The sequence below is a fragment of the Lactococcus termiticola genome, from assembly GCF_003116835.1.
Lineage (GTDB): Bacteria > Bacillota > Bacilli > Lactobacillales > Streptococcaceae > Lactococcus > Lactococcus termiticola.
In genome coordinates this window covers 116,714-134,204 of record NZ_BFFO01000003.1, presented here as the reverse complement: position 1 = coordinate 134,204, position 17,491 = coordinate 116,714, and the positions used below count along the sequence as shown (strand labels likewise).

Annotated in this window: 15 protein-coding genes, 1 tRNA gene and 1 other annotated feature; of the genes, 15 read left to right on the top strand and 1 reads right to left on the bottom strand. The window is 49.5% G+C overall.

What is annotated here, in order from left to right; all coding sequences use genetic code 11:
* The first annotated feature begins 201 nt into the window (after positions 1 to 201).
* The 6 genes from NtB2_RS03155 (at position 202) to NtB2_RS03130 (ending at position 9,385) form a co-directional block, all read left to right on the top strand.
* Positions 202 to 3,339, top strand: a complete 3,138-nt coding sequence (locus tag NtB2_RS03155) for a DEAD/DEAH box helicase (RefSeq protein ID WP_109245498.1) — start codon at positions 202 to 204, stop codon at positions 3,337 to 3,339.
* 538 nt (positions 3,340 to 3,877) lie between these two features.
* Entirely contained in the window at positions 3,878 to 4,420 is a 543-nt protein-coding gene (locus NtB2_RS03150) for a hypothetical protein (protein WP_109245497.1), read from the top strand.
* Between the two features lie 58 nt (positions 4,421 to 4,478).
* Entirely contained in the window at positions 4,479 to 5,810 is a 1,332-nt protein-coding gene (gene murC, locus NtB2_RS03145) for a UDP-N-acetylmuramate--L-alanine ligase (RefSeq protein WP_109245496.1), read from the top strand.
* 323 nt (positions 5,811 to 6,133) lie between these two features.
* A complete protein-coding gene (gene radA, locus NtB2_RS03140) occupies positions 6,134 to 7,498 on the top strand; it encodes a DNA repair protein RadA (RefSeq protein ID WP_109245495.1) in 1,365 nt (454 codons plus the stop codon).
* A gap of 98 nt (positions 7,499 to 7,596) precedes the next feature.
* Positions 7,597 to 8,691: a PIN/TRAM domain-containing protein gene (locus NtB2_RS03135; RefSeq protein WP_109245494.1), complete on the top strand. Its 1,095-nt coding sequence runs from the start codon at positions 7,597 to 7,599 to the stop codon at positions 8,689 to 8,691.
* A gap of 64 nt (positions 8,692 to 8,755) precedes the next feature.
* The gene (locus tag NtB2_RS03130; RefSeq protein WP_109245493.1) at positions 8,756 to 9,385 is read left to right on the top strand and encodes a pyridoxamine 5'-phosphate oxidase family protein; all 630 of its coding nucleotides are present in this window, start codon (positions 8,756 to 8,758) and stop codon (positions 9,383 to 9,385) included.
* Positions 9,386 to 9,507: 122 nt separating this feature from the next.
* Here the strand turns inward: NtB2_RS03130 and NtB2_RS03125 are convergent, their stop codons facing one another.
* Positions 9,508 to 10,002: a GNAT family N-acetyltransferase gene (locus NtB2_RS03125; RefSeq protein WP_109245492.1), complete on the bottom strand. Its 495-nt coding sequence runs from the start codon at positions 10,000 to 10,002 to the stop codon at positions 9,508 to 9,510.
* 89 nt (positions 10,003 to 10,091) lie between these two features.
* Here NtB2_RS03125 and NtB2_RS03120 point away from each other — a divergent pair.
* From NtB2_RS03120 to NtB2_RS03080, 9 genes are all read left to right on the top strand, one after another.
* A tRNA-Glu gene (locus NtB2_RS03120) sits at positions 10,092 to 10,163 on the top strand.
* 55 nt (positions 10,164 to 10,218) lie between these two features.
* On the top strand, positions 10,219 to 10,758 hold the full coding sequence (locus tag NtB2_RS03115; protein WP_109245491.1) for a cysteine hydrolase family protein: 540 nt from the start codon (positions 10,219 to 10,221) through the stop codon (positions 10,756 to 10,758).
* A gap of 193 nt (positions 10,759 to 10,951) precedes the next feature.
* On the top strand, positions 10,952 to 11,941 hold the full coding sequence (locus NtB2_RS03110; RefSeq protein WP_109245490.1) for a phosphatase PAP2 family protein: 990 nt from the start codon (positions 10,952 to 10,954) through the stop codon (positions 11,939 to 11,941).
* Positions 11,942 to 12,017: 76 nt separating this feature from the next.
* Positions 12,018 to 13,469, top strand: coding sequence for a glutamate--tRNA ligase (gltX, locus tag NtB2_RS03105; RefSeq protein ID WP_109245489.1), 1,452 nt, complete (start codon positions 12,018 to 12,020; stop codon positions 13,467 to 13,469).
* Positions 13,470 to 13,789: 320 nt separating this feature from the next.
* Positions 13,790 to 14,284, top strand: a complete 495-nt coding sequence (locus tag NtB2_RS03100; RefSeq protein ID WP_225867042.1) for an ECF transporter S component — start codon at positions 13,790 to 13,792, stop codon at positions 14,282 to 14,284.
* A 142-nt stretch (positions 14,285 to 14,426) separates the two neighbouring features.
* Positions 14,427 to 15,869: a 23S rRNA (uracil(1939)-C(5))-methyltransferase RlmD gene (gene rlmD, locus NtB2_RS03095; RefSeq protein WP_109245488.1), complete on the top strand. Its 1,443-nt coding sequence runs from the start codon at positions 14,427 to 14,429 to the stop codon at positions 15,867 to 15,869.
* Positions 15,866 to 16,372, top strand: a complete 507-nt coding sequence (locus tag NtB2_RS03090; protein ID WP_109245487.1) for a GNAT family N-acetyltransferase — start codon at positions 15,866 to 15,868, stop codon at positions 16,370 to 16,372. The genes rlmD and NtB2_RS03090 overlap by 4 nt, the downstream gene beginning before the upstream one ends.
* Entirely contained in the window at positions 16,369 to 16,596 is a 228-nt protein-coding gene (locus NtB2_RS03085; RefSeq protein WP_109245486.1) for a DUF1912 family protein, read from the top strand. The genes NtB2_RS03090 and NtB2_RS03085 overlap by 4 nt, the downstream gene beginning before the upstream one ends.
* The gene (locus NtB2_RS03080; protein WP_109245485.1) at positions 16,597 to 17,202 is read left to right on the top strand and encodes a FusB/FusC family EF-G-binding protein; all 606 of its coding nucleotides are present in this window, start codon (positions 16,597 to 16,599) and stop codon (positions 17,200 to 17,202) included. It begins immediately after the preceding gene.
* 92 nt (positions 17,203 to 17,294) lie between these two features.
* Positions 17,295 to 17,459, top strand: a binding site (T-box leader).
* Positions 17,460 to 17,491: the final 32 nt, after the last annotated feature.

The window sequence follows — 17,491 nt, the reverse complement described above, 5'->3', positions numbered from 1 at the left end:
GGCTCGGCAATTAGCAATGGAAGCCAAAGGCTTCGCTTGCGTGTCCACAGTAAAGTTGCGGGATTTCTGGAATGAAACGACCAGCTTCAAAATTTCTTGTCATCATTCTTCACAGAAAAATTAAATTAAGACTATGGTAAAATTGCCCGAAAAATGCTATAATAAGGCCAAATTTTGTGAAGAGAATTGAGAAGATTTTTTATGAGTAGAATGATGCCGGCCAAGGTCAGGGCAGAGGGAATTGCCCTCTATAAGGAAGGCCTCTTGACGGAGCTAAGCCAAGAGCAGTACGCCATCCAGTTTGACGTCGATGATGCCCAGGTCAAGTACGACCTAGATGGGACGAGTGACTTTTGTTCCTGTGAGGACTTTCAGCGGACCAAACGCTATTGCAAGCATATCGCCGCGGTCGAGGAATTTCTCAAGGCCAATGAAGAGCAGATGAACGCAGAGGCTTCTGCTATAGATGCCGCTGACAATGACGAAGAGCAGAGCTACAAGGCGGGGGCTGACTTTTTGACTGCCCTCGAGGCCAGAGACCAGACGGTCTTTTCTCGAGATGACAGCTACCGGCTAGAAGCTAAAATCGGCGACACGCTGGACCTCTACGATGTCTTTAGCCGTCAACGGAGCCTTTATCTCGACCTCCGTATCCGCAGTAAAAAGCTTGACAAGGCCTATGTCATCAAGGATGTCGACAGTTTTTTGATAGCCCTCAGGCGAAATGAAAGCTACGCAGCTGCCAAGCTCCAGATTGAGCGGATGAGTCTCGACCTCTTTGACGAGGCCAGCCAGAGCCTCCTCCAGTTCCTCTTGAGCATCACAGAAAAAGAGGATGAGGCCTTCAGTCAACAGTTGCTATTAAAGAGTGGCCGCTATTTAAGACTGCCTCTCTTATTTGTAGAGCCGATTCTTGACCTTCTTGCCGACCTGCGGAGTCATGAGCTGGAGATCGACGGCCGAAAGCTGAATTATTTTTCATATTTAGAATTGGGCGACCGGGCTGAGGGGGCCGAAGAGCTCTTTTCATTTAAGGTCGAGAGCCAGCAGGATGCCATCGAGCTCCAGGCCTCAGCAGAGGACTTCCTGAGCTTTTACGATGAACGCCTCCTTTATTTTGACCATGTTTTTTATCATGTCAACAGCCAGCAGGACCGGCTCATCCGCTTCCTCAACCAGTCCCTGCTCTCTTTTGAGGGCGAATCAAAAATCCTCTTTGCCTATGCTGATAAGGACAAGCTGGCCCGGGGCCTCGAGTTGCTGGCCAGTATCGGTAAGATTGATGCGGCTGAGTTTTTCCGGATTAAAAACTTCAAGCCGGCCTTTGCCTTTGGCATCTCTGACGACGAAAAAGCCCTGAAACTCGATATCCAGTTTGACTATGGCGACTTTATCCTCGAGCATTTTCAGGAGCTGGAGACTCTCGACTTTTCTCGTGACCTCAAAAAAGAAGCCCGGATTTTTGACCTGATGGACCGCTTTGATTTTCCGAGGTCATTTCACGGTCAAATTGCGATTGAGCCTGGCTTTGTTGAGGACTTCTTCCTAGAGATGGTGCCAGCCTTTGAGGCTTTGGGACAAGTTCAGCTCAGTCGTGACTTGAGTTTCCTCCGGATTGACCAGATTCCAAAAATTGAAATTGACCGCAAGGGGAGCCTGCTCGACATCTCCTTTGACCTGCCCAATGTCTCTGACAGCGAGTTTTCAGGCCTGGTCAAGAAGCTTCAAGAAGATGCTGACTACTATGTCAGCGAATCAGGTCGTTTTTATCAGCTTTCTGGCGAATTTGACCAGCTCAAGGCGGCCCTCCGTGAGATGGACGATGCCTACGAGATTCAGGGCAATCACCTGACGATTTCAGCCAGCCGGACCTTCCAGGTCTCCCGGATTTTTGAAGGCCTGAGTAGTAGCGAGCTTTCTGAGGCCTTCAAGGACTTTTATCGCCAGCTGACCCAGCCAGAGCTCTTTCCTTATGAGAAGCCAGCAGAGCTCAATGCTAATCTCCGTCCCTATCAGGAGACCGGTGTCAAGTGGCTGAGCATGCTGAGTCATTACAATTTAGGTGGAATTTTGGCCGACGATATGGGGCTTGGTAAGACCCTCCAGGCCATCGTCTTTTTGTTGAGCAATCTGAAAGCTGGCGAGCGAGTGCTGATCACAGCCCCAGCCAGCCTGACCTACAACTGGGCCAGCGAATTTAAGAAATTTGCTCCAAGCCTTGATATAGAAGTCATCGATGGCTCAAAGCCTGAGCGGGACGAGAAGATTGCCAGTGACCACCAGGTCTATATCACCAGCTATGGTAGCTTCCTGAAGGATGTTGAGGCCTACAATGACAAGGAGCTGACTTATCTCTTGCTCGATGAGGCTCAGGTCGTTAAGAATTATTCGAGCAAGACCAATAAGGCCTTGATGGCCCTTGATGTCGACTACAGCTTTGCCTTATCCGGCACCCCGCTGGAAAACCGGATAGAAGAAATCTGGGCCATTTTCCAGGTCATCATGCCAGGCTTCTTGCCCAAGCGGGAAAAATTCAATAAGATGCCGTCAGAAAGTATTGCCCGGATGATTCAGCCCTTTATCATGCGACGGAAAAAAGAGGATGTCCTCGAAGAATTGCCAGACAAGATGGAAAAAGTCCTCCTCAACAGTCTCGAAGATGAGCAGAAGAAGCTTTATCTGGCCCAGCTCCAGGTCATGCAGTCACAAGTCTCTGGCATGTCCAGTCAAGACCTGTCGCGTTCACGGATGGAAATCCTGGCCGGGATTACCCGTCTGAGGCAGATTTGTGATACGCCAGCCCTCTTTATCGAGGACTACCAGGGCGGTTCTGGCAAGATGGAGAGTCTGCGTGAGCTCTTGGTCAACATGAAGGCTTCAGGCCATCGGCCACTGATTTTCTCTCAGTTTACCAAGCTCTTCCCCGAGATTGAAAAAATGATTGAGGAGCTCGGCATGAGTAATTACCGGCTGACTGGCTCTACTCAGCCGAAAGAGCGGCTGTCTATGGTCCAGGCCTTTAATGCAGGTAGTCGGGACGCCTTCTTGATTTCCCTGAAGGCAGGGGGCGTAGGGCTTAATCTGACCTCAGCTGACGTGGTCATCCTCGTTGACCTCTGGTGGAACCCGGCTGTCGAAGAGCAGGCCATCGCTCGTGCCCACCGGATGGGCCAAAAGAATCGGGTCGAAGTCATCCGCCTGATTACTCAAGGCACCATCGAAGAACGCATGATTGCCATCCAAGACCGCAAGAAAGACCTGATTGCCAACGTCCTTGACGGAGATGCGGCAAGCAGTAGTTTGAGTGAGTCTGAGATTCGGGAGATTCTGGGGCTTTAGGACCTTTCGTTCCAGAAAAATTCTGTCGATCTGTGAGGCCATCTTCATGGCTACGCCACTAGGCTCTCCATGCTCGCTAAGGCGCTAAAGCGACTAGTCGCATGGGTCAAGCAAACCTTCGGTTTCATTGCTAAATGGCGAGCCTTATCGGTCTCGCCATTTGCCTATTTTCACGGCTCGACAGAAATTTTCTTCCACTCCACTTGTGCCTGTTAGGTCTGGAATTGGTAAGTTTTCCATGCCCTTCTTTTCGGAATGCTGTGGAAGTCCGTCCACACCAGCCCAAAATTGATTGGTAGGAGTGGAGTGGAGGAAAGCCCGGCTGTTGGCCGTGAAAAAAGGCAGAACTAGAGACCGAAGGGCTCTAGTTCTAGCAATGGAAGGGTGGAGCCCTTCGCTTGCGGCCTCACGGCCAACAGCCGGGCTTTCCGCAACGAAACGACCCCCATCCAATAACCCCCATATCAATTTTGCAAAATCCCCAAGATTAAGCTATAATGGTAAATAGAAATAAAATAGAAACAAAAGCAGGACAACTATGGCAGAAAGAAGAGTAAGCTTCCCGATTATTCCAGATGACTCAATTCTTGAAAAAGATAGTCGGGTTATCATGACCAATGAACAGCTTATTACACGTAATCCAAGCGAGCAGGTGGAACGGCCATTTTACAATGAACCAAAGACGACTGGTCTGGCTTCAAACCGGGGCTACAACCGGACGCTCGACGCCAAGGTCAGCTACAAGAGCCAGCACCGGCCACTCAACGCCGACCACTCTTCTGCTTCAGGCTTTGAAAAGGCACCAAAGAAGACCAGTGTCGACGAGTCTCGTGAACGCATCAAGCGGGCAGCCTCTGTGCCACCAAAACGCCCTAAAGCCTACGTTCATCCCCTGGACCGTGACGAGGACGATTTCACAAGTCGCAGGAGCACTGCTGCTGGCAAACGTCCGCTGGGCAACATCAAAAATAATCCTATCCAAGACATGAAGCAGCGTGGCACGGTCGTCCACAAGGACACCAAGGCCTCAGAAGACTACTTCAAGTCAAAACGCGAAAGCCTCTTTGATCGCGGTTTATAATTAACAAGTCTGTCTTATTCATAGGGCAGACTTGATTTGTGAAGAAAGACGACGAATTATGGAAAAGACTTATCATTTTATCGGTATCAAAGGCTCTGGGATGAGTGCCCTCGCCCTCATGCTCCATCAGATGGGCAGGCAGGTCCAAGGCTCTGACACGACCGACTACTACTTTACCCAGCGTGGCCTCGAGCAGGCTGGTGTCCCTATCCTCCCCTTTGATGCGGACAATATCAAGCCAGAATATGAGATTATCGCTGGCAATGCCTTTCGTGACGACAACAACGTCGAAGTGGCCTATGCTGATAAAAACGGCTTTGCCTTCAAGCGTTACCATGAGTTTTTAGGCGAATTTATGAAGGGCCACACAGCCATCGGTGTCGCTGGTGCCCACGGGAAGACCTCTACCACAGGTTTGCTGGCCCATATCATGAGCAATATCGTCGACACCTCATATCTGATTGGTGACGGGACTGGCCGTGGCAAGGCAGACAGCGACTACTTTGTCTTCGAGTCTGATGAGTACGAACGCCATTTCATGCCTTATCATCCTGAATACACCATCATGACCAATGTCGATTTTGACCATCCCGACTATTTTACGGACATTGATGATGTGGCGGCTGCCTTCCAAGATTATGCCCAAAACATCCAAAAGGGCATCTTCGTCTACGGTGAAGACCCTTATCTTCGCAAGATTACAGCGCCAGCTCCGATTTTCTACTATGGTTTTGAGGACAATGACGACTATCAGGCAAAGAATCTGGTCCGCTCGACCCGAGGCTCTTCATTTGATGCCTATTTCCGAGGCGAGTTGATTGGTCACTTTGTTGTGCCAACTTACGGTAAGCACAATGTCTTGAATGCCCTCTCTGTTGTGGCGGTTTGCCATGAACTTGGCATTGACATGGAAAAAGTCGCTGACGAAATGCTGACTTTCCGAGGGGTCAAACGTCGATTCACAGAGAAAAAAGTCAATGAAACAGTTATCATCGATGACTTCGCCCATCATCCAACAGAGATTGAAGCAACGCTTGACGCAGCTCGTCAAAAATACCCAGACCGTGAAATTGTCGCTGTCTTCCAGCCCCATACCTTTACTCGGACGATTGCCTTTGCTGATGAATTTGCAGAGGTCCTCGACCATGCAGACACGGTCTATCTGGCCCAAATCTATGGCTCAGCCCGTGAGACCGACAAGCATGAAATCACAGCACAAGACCTGGCCAATAAGGTCCGTAAGCCTGCCCGGGTTATCAATGTTGAGAACGTCTCGCCCCTCCTCGACCACGACCGTGCGGTTTACGTCTTCATGGGGGCTGGGAATATCCAGAAGTATGAGTTGGCCTTTGAGGAGCTGTTGAGTCAGTTAACTGAGAATACGCAGTAATTCTGGAGGTTGGTTTCGTTCCAGAAATTCTGCAAAAGCATAGTGGAATTTCTTCCACTCCACTAGTACCAATTTGAATATTTATATTTAGAATTCAGCCAATTCGGATTGGCTGTTTTGTCTATTTTTTGATTGATAGCGTGAAGCGGAAGAAATCTGTAGAAATGCTGTGGTATAAGGCAAATCTGGAGACCGTGAGGGCTCAAGATTTAGCAATGAGACGCCGAAGGCGTCTGCTTGCGTGCCACCACAGCATTTCTTCAGATTTCTGGAGCGGAACAGCAGCCAAGCACTATGTTATAATGTCAGAACAAGGAGAAATCATGCCTAAGAAAAAATCAACGACCTATGTCTGTGAAAATTGTGAACACCGTTTTGCCACAAAGTATGGCCGTTGTCCGGATTGTGGGGCCTGGGGTTCTTTTATTGAAGAAGTAGAAGTGGCTGAAGTCAAGAACCAGCGGGTTTCAATGGATGGCGAACGCTCAAAGCCGATGAAGCTTGATGAAGTCGAGCTGATGGATACGCCCCGGGTCGAGACCGACCTGGAGGAATTCAACCGGGTCCTTGGCGGTGGTGTCGTGCCGGGCTCACTGGTCCTTATCGGTGGTGACCCTGGAATCGGGAAGTCTACCCTGCTCCTCCAGGCGGCGACCCAGCTGGCTTCAAGAGGCCGGGTCCTCTATGTCTCAGGCGAGGAGTCAGCCCAGCAGATTAAACTTAGGGCAGAACGCCTGGGCGACATTGATACGGACTTTTACCTCTACGCTGAGACCAACATGCAGAGCATCCGGGCAGAGATTGAGCGGCTCCAGCCGAATTTCCTCATCATTGACTCGATTCAGACCATCATGACGCCTGAAATCACCTCAACCCAGGGCTCTGTCAGCCAGGTCCGTGAGGTCACAGGCGAACTCATGCAGATTGCCAAGACCAACGACATTGCGACCTTCATCGTCGGCCACGTGACCAAAGAGGGCCAGCTGGCCGGACCCCGAATGCTGGAGCATATGGTGGATACCGTCCTCTATTTTGAAGGGGAACGCAACAACAGCTTCCGCATACTCCGGGCGGTCAAAAACCGCTTTGGCTCGACCAATGAAATCGGCATCTTTGAAATGCAGAGTCACGGACTAGCTGAAGTCACCAATCCCAGCGAGGTCTTCCTCGAAGAACGTCTGGAAGGCTCGACCGGATCAGCCATCGTCTGTGCTCTTGAGGGTACCCGGCCGATTCTGGTCGAAATTCAGGCCCTGACGACGCCGACCATGTTTGGCAATGCCAAGCGGACCACCTCAGGCTTGGACTTTAACCGGGTCAGTCTGATTATGGCCGTCCTTGAAAAGCGGGCCGGCCTCCTCTTGCAAAATCAGGACGCCTACCTCAAGTCAGCCGGGGGTGTCAAGCTGGACGAGCCAGCCATTGACCTAGCTGTTGCCGTCGCCATTGCCTCAAGCTACAAGGAAAAGACCACGGCAGCTGACGAATGCTTCATCGGCGAAATCGGCCTGACCGGCGAAATTCGCCGGGTTGTCCGGATGGAGCAACGCCTTAATGAAGCCAGCAAGCTCGGCTTTAAGAAGGTCTACGCCCCTAAAAATTCTCTGGCCGGCGTCGAAGTGCCCGCCAAACTCAAGGTCGTCCCTGTGACCACACTTGATGAATGTCTGAAAAAAGTTTTCAAATAAGCCAGCTATAGTTGGCTTTTTTGTATAAAAGTTACTATAATAAGAGAGTACGCTTTCGTGATAGGAAGTTGAAGCTTATATTAAAAAAGGAGAATTTTATGAGACGTTGGATGATTCACCTGGTCATGGCGATTGTCGGGGCCTCGATAGGGATCGCCGTCCTACCAGATTTCTGGCATCTGGTCGGCTTTCATTCGGGATTGACCTCACACAATGTATTTAATGGTTTCGTCGGTGCAATTATTTTATTTGTTTTATCATTTTTATTTGTCGCGACCTTATTGTTGGCCTTGTTCAAACGCATTGACCAGAAAATTTCAAAAGTCGAGCTTTCAAGCCTGGTCTTTAATCTGATTGGGGCGATTATCGGTCTGGTCCTGGGGGTGCTGATTAGCATTCCGCTGAGCCTCTTGCACATCCCGCTTTTGACCAATATCCTGGCCTTTATCCTGATTGTTGGCCTGACTTATCTGGGCTACATGCTCTTTCATCGGCGGGGAGATGAGATTTTCAGACTTCTTTCGAGAAAACGCCGGGAGACGATGGAACTTGTAGATGAAGAAGTCGTGACTACGACTAAGGCAGAGCCCACAGCCTACGTCGTGTCACCGCTTGTCGTTGATACCAGCACGATTATCGATGGCCGGATTTATGATGTCTTAAAGACCGGCTTTATCAGCGAACGCCTTATTATTCCTGACTTTGTCTTACTCGAGCTCCAGCTGATTTCAGACAGCTCAGATCCACTCAAGCGGGCAAAGGGCCGTCGTGGCCTCGATTTGGTGACAAAGCTCAAGGATTTTGAGAATGTCGAAATTTCTGATAAAGATTATCCGGAAATTAAAGAGGTCGACACCAAGCTCCTGCGTTTTGCCAGTGAAGAAGGGGCTAAGCTCGTGACTAACGACTTTAACTTGAATAAAGTCGCCGCCATCCAGGGCACGAAAGTCCTCAATATCAACGACCTGGCCAATGCCGTCAAGGCCCAGCTGGTGGTGGGCGAGGTCATAGACGTGACCATCATCCGGGCCGGTTCTGAGCGTCAGCAGGGTGTTGCCTACATGCCTGACGGCACCATGATTGTCGTCGAAGACACGGCAGATAAGATTGACAAGACCCTGCCCGTCCAAGTCGCCAAGGTCCTCCAGACCTCTGCCGGTCGGATGATTTTCGCAGATTTAGTTAAGAAATAAAAAGAGCCCTGTGCTCTTTTTTATTTTGTGATAAAATAGACAGAGAAGTTAAGGAGAAAATTTCATGTACCTCAAGCGTTTTGTGCAATTATTTGTGATATTTTTAGTCGCCGCCCTGGTCTTTGTAGCCATCTTTGAGAGCAATTTTTCAGGCAATAGCGTCGTCAACTTTATCGTCGCAAGCATCGTCGCCTATATCGTCCTGACCCTGCCTCTAGTCATCTTGACCATTGCCAAGGCTAGGAAGAAGGAAAACATCGTCGGTGCTGCCCCTAAGGCGGGCGAGCTGGCGGAAATCCTGAAGAAGTTGCCGGGCTATATTGCCCTCTCTGTCCAAAATGAAGAGCACAAGATGTCGACGACCATCATGAGTTTCAGCCAGTCTGCTCAAGATGAAGGCGTGCTCTACATGGTCGCTGAGCCCGACGCCAAGAAGGTCGCTAACCTCAAGCAAAATGGCCAGGTCAGCTTTACGAGCTGGTTTGAAGGCCTCGAGACGGGGGCTCGCCTATCCTCTAACCAAGCTGTCTGCGAGGTTTTTGAGGATGCCGAAGCCAATAAACAGCTGATCGAGCTTGAGCCAAGCCTCGTCAGCCTCCATGAAAATGCGGTCAATATGGCGATCATTAAAATGACTATCAAATCCGCCCTCTATGAAGACTTTAAGGATGGGATTAAGGTTTTGAATTTTTAAGGGGCCTGAGGGCTTTTTTGCGAGTCCTTGCGTTCCGGAAATCCTATGGGACGGAGGCAGCGCCTGTGGCGTCTCATTCCTAAAACTGGATCCCCTATGGGTCTCCAGTTTTGCCTTTATAATTACAGTTCTCGAACAAGATTATACCAAACCTCGCCGGCGAATTTACTCTCAGAAAGACCTTCGTTGACAAAGCCGTGCTTTTCGTAATAGGGAATGAGATAGTCGTGGCAGGTCAGGCTGATGGCTTGTCGCCCGCTGGCCTTGGCTGTCTCTGCCAGTCGCTCCATAAGTTCTGTCGCAATTCCCAGCCCCTGATAATCCGGATGGATGGCCAGGCTGGTTACGATTTGATAGGCGTCGTCTTTTCTGCTGGCCTGATTGTGCTCAAACATCTCGTCGACCAGGTAGCGCTCCTTGGAGGTGGGACCGGAGATATAGCCGACGACCTGGCTGGTCTCATTTCTGGCCACTATAAAACTGTCTGGAATCAACTGGATTTCTTCCAGGATGGCTGTCCGGCTCAGGCTTTCTTCCGGGCTGAAGTCGGCCTCTTCGATGGCCATGATGGCATCGATGTCACTTGGTTTTACAGTGTCATAGCTAATTTTCGTCATGCTTCCATTTTAGCATAGGCCGGCAGAAGAAGCGATTAAAATCCCTGTCTGACACTTTTAGTTTCAGGAGTGCTATAATAGAGGTATTCCGCCCCATCTTCTAACGGTTAGGAATCCGGATTCTCATTCCGGCAATCGGGGTTCGATTCCCCGTGGGGTGATAATGACTGCGAAATCCCTTGTTACAAGGGATTTTTTTGAAAAAAGGAGAAGGCGATGAAACAAGCCCTGCTTATTATTGATATCCAAAATGATTATTTTGAAGATGGAAAGATGGCTCTGAACCGTCCAGAAGAGGCCCTCAAGCAGATTAATCGCCTGGAAGACCGCTTCACGGCTGAAAAACAACCTATCATCTATATTCAGCACATCAAGCACATGAAAAATGCAGATTTCTTTGAAGTGGGGACGCCAGGAGCTGAGCTTCATCCAGGCCTATCAGTGGATTCAGATGCTATCGTGATTGAGAAGCACTTTCCAAATTCATTTTTAGAGACAAATTTAGAAGCAACACTGAAGGAGCTCGACGTAGAACAGCTGGTCATCACAGGGATGATGACCCACATGTGTGTGGATTCTACGACTAGGCAGGCAAAAGAATTAGGCTATCAGCCAATTTTAGTGACCGATGCGACGGCGACCAAGGCCTTGGCTTATCAGGGCAAGGTCACGAAGGCAGAAGAAGTCCAAAACGCCTTTGTATCAGCACTTCAGAACTTTGCGGACTTGAAAACTACTGATGAATACCTTGCTTAAGGGGCTATTGCATGAAAAATGCTTTGCCTGTTTTCTGAAAGCTAAGCCCGAAATCACAGCCCGTTTCTAAGAAAATCCCACAACAGTTACATTCCATTTACCAACTATTTGCCTTCTGTTTACATTTCCGCCCCGACTTTCAGGTTACAATAGTCTTGTAGCCATTATTATTTCTTGAAATTAGGGAGGTTTCATGAATCAAAAAGAAAGCCGTTTTCTTGGCATTCTGTTTGGAGCAGCTCTGCTCCTCCTTATCGTCGGCTCTTTTGCTGACCTGTCGATTGGTCGAGCCTTGTTTGACCAAAATTCCATTTATGGCAATATCTTTCAGGCCTACATGATGTTTCCGCAGGCCCTGATTCCCTTTATTGCTGGGGCGAGTGTCTTTCATTATGGCCTCAAGCACGAGCATCCCCTGGGCAAGGCTGTCATGACCATCTCGGGGGCTGGCTTTGGCTATTGGTCCATCTGGCAGGGCGTGGACATCTGGATGTCTTACACGACCTCAAGCCTAGACAATATCAAAAATCACAAGCCCCTAGGTGCTGCAGGTAATGGCTCGGGAGAGCAGGTCGTTTACTCATTTGGCCTTGAGGCCCTCATTACGCTGCTCTTGACCCTGATTGGCCTGGGCATTACCTACCGCTGGCTGGCCAATAAGACAACAGAGGAGTTCAAGTACCTCCTGATGGTGTCGGTCGTAGCTGTCGCCTTCATCTACCTCAGTGAGTCCATCGTCGACATCTCCAAGGCCAACTGGGGCCGTTGGCGACCTTATGAGGTCACAGAGGTCGTCAATGGCAGCAAGGGCCACTTTACGGACTGGTGGGTCATTAACGGCAAGAACGGCCATCGCTCCTTCCCGAGCGGCCACACGATTGCTGGGGCTGCCGCCCTCTTCCTGCCCTTCTACGTTGACCGGAAGAACATCAAGCTCCAGGAAATCCTGGCCTACGCCGGCCTCATCTTTGCCTTTCTCATGGCCTTTGGACGCATCCGAATTGGTGCCCATTGGATGACCGATACGATGATGTCCATTCTGATTGCCGGCCTGACCTCGCTCTTACTCACAAAGATGATGGGATTGAGCTTTATCGAGAAGGCAGAAAAAGAGATGAACATGGATATGGAGATGTCCAAGGACATGAAATCAGACATGAAAAAAGGAATGATGAAAGCCTGAGCCCAGGCTTTTTTCCATCGCCAAGTCGCTTAAAATATGATAAAATAAGAGGGATCGAAAAATACAGGAGATTAACATGTCAAACGAAATTCGTGTCCGTTATGCCCCATCGCCAACCGGCCTGCTCCATATCGGGAATGCCAGAACGGCCCTCTTTAACTATCTTTTTGCCCGTCATCACGGCGGAAAATTCATCATCCGTATCGAAGATACTGACCGGGAGCGTCATGTCGAAGACGGTGAACGCAGCCAGCTTGAAAACCTGCGTTGGCTGGGCATGGACTGGGATGAAAGCCCAGAGACCCATGAGAACTACCGCCAGTCTGAGCGGCTGCCCCTTTACCAAAAATATATCGACCAGCTCCTTGAATCTGGCAAGGCCTACTACAGCTACAAGACGCCGGAAGAGCTCGAGGCCGATCACGCTGCTCAAGAGGCGGCCGGCCAACCCCCTCACTATGTGAATGAGTACAAGGGCATGACGGACAGCGAAAAAGAAGCCTATGTCGCAGAACGCAAGGCAGCGGGCATCCAGCCAGTCGTCCGTATTGCGATTCCTGAAGACAAGACCTACACTTGGACTGACCTGGTCAAGGGTGACATCGAGTTTGAGGGAGCCCACCTTGGTGGTGACTATGTCATCCAAAAACGTGATGGCTATCCTACCTACAACTTTGCGGTTGTCGTTGATGACCATGACATGCAGATTTCCCACGTTATCCGGGGCGACGACCATATTGCCAATACGCCTAAACAGCTTGTAGCTTATGAAGCACTTGGCTGGGAAGCCCCTCAGTTTGGTCACATGACTTTGATTATCAATTCTGAGACTGGTAAAAAGCTTTCTAAGCGTGATACAAACACTTTGCAATTCATCGAAGATTATCGTAAAAAAGGCTATATGGCTGAAGCGGTCTTCAACTTCATCGCTTTCCTCGGCTGGAACCCTGGTGGCAATGAAGAAATCTTCTCTCGTGAGGAGCTTATCAAGCTCTTTGATGAAAAACGTTTGAGCAAGGCCCCTGCGGCATTTGACCAGAAGAAGCTTGACTGGATGAACAACGACTACATCAAGCATGCCGACCTCGGCCGTGTCGTAGAGATGTGCCGTCCTTTCTTGGAAGAAGCTGGTCGTGCCGATGACCGGCTCGAAAGCTTTGTCAAGCTCTACCAACCTCAACTGCGTTCAGCTGAAGAAATCGTAGAGCTGACAGACATGTTCTTCAAGCCCCTGGCCCCATGGGACGAGGCTGAAAAAGAAATCATGGCAGAAGAGACTGCCCCAGTCGCTGTCAAAGACTTCAAAGATAAGCTGGCTGAGATTCCAGAAGCTGACTTTGTGGCAGATAATATTTTCCCATTATTTAAGGCGGTCCAAAAAGACACTGGTGTCAAGGGCAAGGGCCTCTGGATGCCGATTCGTATCGCCGCGACCGGCTCGATGCATGGTCCAGAACTCCATGTGGCTATTGAGCTCCTCGGTAAAGAGCAGAGCCTAGCTAATCTTGAAGCTGCGTTGAATAACTAAAGATTTTGAAAGCTGTGATTTCATGGCTTTTTTGCTAGCCTTTTGAGGCAAAGAATGCGACCAAGGGGAGCAATCTTTCCCAAAAGCCTGCAAAAAAGGTGGGAGATAAGGAAAGCGAAGCTTTCCTCATTCGTGCTAGCCTTTTGAGGCAAAGAATGCGACCAAGGGGAGCAATCTTTCCCAAAAGCCTGCAAAAAAGGTGGGAGATAAGGAAAGCGAAGCTTTCCTCATTCGTCATAGCCATTGAGGCCCAAAACATCGCAAAGAAGGCTGTAGATAAGGAAATTCAAGCCTTCCAGCTTCATGCTATAATAGAAAATATGACTACACGAAGAATCACAACCATAGCCCTGCTCGTCGCAACCTGTACTATCCTCCGACTCGCCCTGGTCGAACTCCCCAACATCAAGCCAATCACAGCCCTCTTTTTCCTCTTTATCTTATTTCTGGGCCTGTCAGACAGTCTCATCATCATGACTCTGACCATGCTGCTCACAGGTTTCATGCTTGGCTTTTCCCCACTGGTCATCGGACAAGTCCTGGTCTATGCCCTGCTGATGCTAGTCTTCTGGCTTTTGAGCAAGCGAAAAGCCCCAATCTGGCTGATGGCTGGCCTTGCCTTTGTCTTGCCCTTCTTCTACGGTCTAGGCACCGACCTCATGTCTGCTGCCCTCTTCGGCCTCTACGGTCAGACCTTCTACGCCTACTGGCTAGCCGGACTGCCCTTTGACCTAGCCCATGGAGTCTCGACGCTGGTCTTCTTCCTCATTTTTTATTTCATCTTTGACCGGACGAAACTGCAGAAGAAGCTCTAAACTATGTTATAAGTAGCAAAGTTTGTAAGCTACTAAAGTAGCAACAAGCAAACGGAAGTTGCTAGGGTAAACTTCCTGGCTACCTCATTAGTAAAAAGGCGGAAAATTGTCGTTTCCGCCTTTTTACGTTATAATAAGCCATATGATTACATTAAAAATCGGACAAAAAATTACGCTGAATATCCAGCGGATGGGAATCAATGGAGAAGGCATCGCCTCATATCATGGCCGCCTAATCTTTGTACCTTATGCTCTCCCAACAGAAGAAGTTCTGGTTGAGATTACTGAAAATGCCAGAAATTTTTCACGTGCAAAATTGCTCAAGGTCAACAAGCGCTCAAAAGACCGGGTTGAGCCTAAAGACAAGGTTTATCACGAGCTCTCAAGCAGCCATATCTCTCACTTGGCCTATCCTGCTCAGCTGGAATTTAAGCGGGACCTGGTCCGCCAGGCTCTGGAGAAATACCGGCCAGCCGGCTGGAAGAGCTATGAGCTCCGCCCAACCATTGGCATGGACAATCCTAGCCACTACCGCAACAAGCTGACTTATCAAGTTCGCCGGCTCAATAGCGGGGCTGTGATTGCCGGCCTTTACAAGGAAAACTCCCACCATCTGGTCAATCTCGAACACTGTATCGTCCAGGAAGAGCTCAGCCAGCAGATTATCAACCGGGTCTGCCAACTCATTGAAAAGTACAATCTGCCGGTTGACGATGAACGTAAATTGCGCGGCATCCGGACCGTCATGATTCGCCGTTCTCAAAAGACAGGCGAGGTCCAGATGATTTTTGTGAGCTCAGCCAATATCACACTGGACGGGCAAATCTGGCCACAACTTCGTGATGAGCCAACCAAGAAACAGCGGGCATCCTTTGTCAAGATGGACAATATCTTGTCTGACTTGACCGAAGAATTCCAAGACATCGTCACCATCGCTGTCAACCACCATCCGAAGAAATCCTCAGAGATTTACGGTGACCGGACCCAGACCCTCTTCAATGAAAAAGAACGCATCACTGAGGGTGTCCTCGACTACGACTTTGAGCTCTCGCCTCGGGCCTTTTACCAGCTCAATCCCACTCAGGCCAATGTTCTCTATGCTGAAGCCGCTGCTGCCCTGAGCCCTCATAAGACAGACCGGGTGATTGATGCCTACTGTGGTGTGGGCACCATCGGTTTTGCTGTGGCAAAGAAGGTCAAGAGCGTCCACGGCATGGACACCACGCCAGAAGCCATTCAAGACGCCAAGCATAATGCCAAACGTCTGGGCCTAAAGAACTGCCACTATGAGACGGGGCGTGCCGAGGTCATCATCCCAAATTGGTACAAGTCAGGACACAAGGCAACCGCCCTGCTGGTCGACCCACCCCGTACAGGACTTGACGCAGAACTCCTTGAGACCATTGCAAAATTCCCACCTGAAAAGATGGTTTACGTCTCATGCAATGTGTCAACCCTGGCCAAGGACCTGATTGTCCTCGCCAACCTCTATAAAGTAGAATACATCCAGTCCATTGACATGTTCCCAGACACCGCCCGTGCTGAGGCCGTGGTCAAGTTGACAAGAAAGAAAGCAAGAAAATGATTTACCTAAGAAAGGCTGAGCCCAAGGATATTTCAGAGATTATGAAGCTGATCCAAGAGGCGAGGCTTTTTTTGGCGGCCTCGGGCAGTGACCAGTGGCAGGGGGCTTACCCGGCTCTGGCCGACATCGAGCGCGACTTGCTGCTATCGCAAGGCCATGTGCTGGTCTCTGGCGACAAGATTGCTGCCTACGCTTCGGTGATTGCCGGCGAGGAGCCGGCCTACAGCAAGATGACGCAGGGAAGTTGGAGCAATAGCAGTCGCGACTATGTGACCATCCACCGGATTGCAGCATCAAAGGCTTTTCGGGGACAGCATTTGACCCAATTTCTATTTTCAAACATTTTTAATTTGATGGCTGCCAAGGGCTACCGGGACTTTCGGGTTGATACCCATCCGGCCAATCTGATTATGCAGCATATTTTCGAGCGAGAAGGCTTTGTCAAACGAGGCCTTGTCGACATTAACGGCGTAAGAATCGCCTATCAAAAGGAGTTAGTATGACTTACGAAGAAGAATTTCTAAAAGATTTTCAAGAATTTATCGCGCAGCAGACCATGCTGATGGAGACCGCCCAAAAGCTGGCCGAGTCTGAAAAGCAGCATGATGCGGCCATCCGCTATGAGAGCCGGCTGGACGCCTACCGCTTCCTTCAAAGTAAATTTAAGAATTATGAGCAAGGGCTCGGCTTTCATGAAATGCCAGACCTTGGCAAGAAGGATTATTAAATGTTAAAAAATCATGAATTTAACCGAATCAAGCATCTGACCTTTGACATGGTAAACGCCTATCATTCGGTGAATGACAAGGATACGCTGGCAGCGGTTTACGCCCAAGTCGTAGCTGAAATTGAAGGCTTGACCGATGAATTGGCCGACTTTATCGAGGCTATCGGCGACCAGAAGCTGTCAACCGAGCAGGCTGAGCGCCTGCTGGAAGGCTTGAAACCTATGGTCGAAGCCTTTGAGATGCCCGGCAATATGGCGAAGCTCTTTAAGAAGGTCAAAAAATTAAAAGTTCCAGATATGGAAATGACTGACCTGAAAGCTTACAGCTTCTACGCATGGAATGATATTGCCTCAGGTCGCAAGTACATCGTCACTGGGGATGGTCAAGGCTACTGGGGGACTATTTCTGGTCAGACTCAGAACATCTGCAGTATTTGTCAGAAGACCAGCGCGGTAACTCAGTTTCTCGCTGTGACCAAGTCTGGGGCTGACGGGACTTATACCAAGCAGGGGAATTATATTTGTCTGGATAGTGAGCAGTGTAACCGGCAGATTCAGCAGTTGGAAGGGCTGAATGGCTTTTTGGAGAGTATTCGGCCGAAATAGAGAGACTAAAGCAATTTGCAAAAATACAAATTGCCTCAACCATAGGCTTTATCAAAAGTTGAAAAGCCTATCTATTCATGCTATAATCAGGTTAAATCACTCAGAGGAGTAAGTCACCTAGACTTTAAGAGAGGCGCTGTTTGCTGGAAAGCGTTAGTCGACGGGACTGAAGGTTGCTGGGTTTTCAGTTAAATATGAATGAGTGTCTGTCAAATTTGACAGGAATTTAGGTGGTACCGCGCGTGAGCGTCCTATTTTTAGGGTGTTTGGGTGCGGTATTTTATTTGGA

Coding starts and splice junctions, on each gene's coding strand:
- NtB2_RS03125 (WP_109245492.1), bottom strand. CDS start 10,002: ATGACGAAAATTAGCTATGACACTGTAAAACCAAGTGACATCGATGCC.
- NtB2_RS03085 (WP_109245486.1), top strand. CDS start 16,369: ATGACTTACGAAGAAGAATTTCTAAAAGATTTTCAAGAATTTATCGCG.
- NtB2_RS03155 (WP_109245498.1), top strand. CDS start 202: ATGAGTAGAATGATGCCGGCCAAGGTCAGGGCAGAGGGAATTGCCCTC.
- NtB2_RS03115 (WP_109245491.1), top strand. CDS start 10,219: ATGAAACAAGCCCTGCTTATTATTGATATCCAAAATGATTATTTTGAA.
- rlmD (WP_109245488.1), top strand. CDS start 14,427: ATGATTACATTAAAAATCGGACAAAAAATTACGCTGAATATCCAGCGG.
- NtB2_RS03080 (WP_109245485.1), top strand. CDS start 16,597: ATGTTAAAAAATCATGAATTTAACCGAATCAAGCATCTGACCTTTGAC.
- NtB2_RS03110 (WP_109245490.1), top strand. CDS start 10,952: ATGAATCAAAAAGAAAGCCGTTTTCTTGGCATTCTGTTTGGAGCAGCT.
- NtB2_RS03100 (WP_225867042.1), top strand. CDS start 13,790: ATGACTACACGAAGAATCACAACCATAGCCCTGCTCGTCGCAACCTGT.
- murC (WP_109245496.1), top strand. CDS start 4,479: ATGGAAAAGACTTATCATTTTATCGGTATCAAAGGCTCTGGGATGAGT.
- gltX (WP_109245489.1), top strand. CDS start 12,018: ATGTCAAACGAAATTCGTGTCCGTTATGCCCCATCGCCAACCGGCCTG.
- radA (WP_109245495.1), top strand. CDS start 6,134: ATGCCTAAGAAAAAATCAACGACCTATGTCTGTGAAAATTGTGAACAC.
- NtB2_RS03150 (WP_109245497.1), top strand. CDS start 3,878: ATGGCAGAAAGAAGAGTAAGCTTCCCGATTATTCCAGATGACTCAATT.
- NtB2_RS03130 (WP_109245493.1), top strand. CDS start 8,756: ATGTACCTCAAGCGTTTTGTGCAATTATTTGTGATATTTTTAGTCGCC.
- NtB2_RS03135 (WP_109245494.1), top strand. CDS start 7,597: ATGAGACGTTGGATGATTCACCTGGTCATGGCGATTGTCGGGGCCTCG.
- NtB2_RS03090 (WP_109245487.1), top strand. CDS start 15,866: ATGATTTACCTAAGAAAGGCTGAGCCCAAGGATATTTCAGAGATTATG.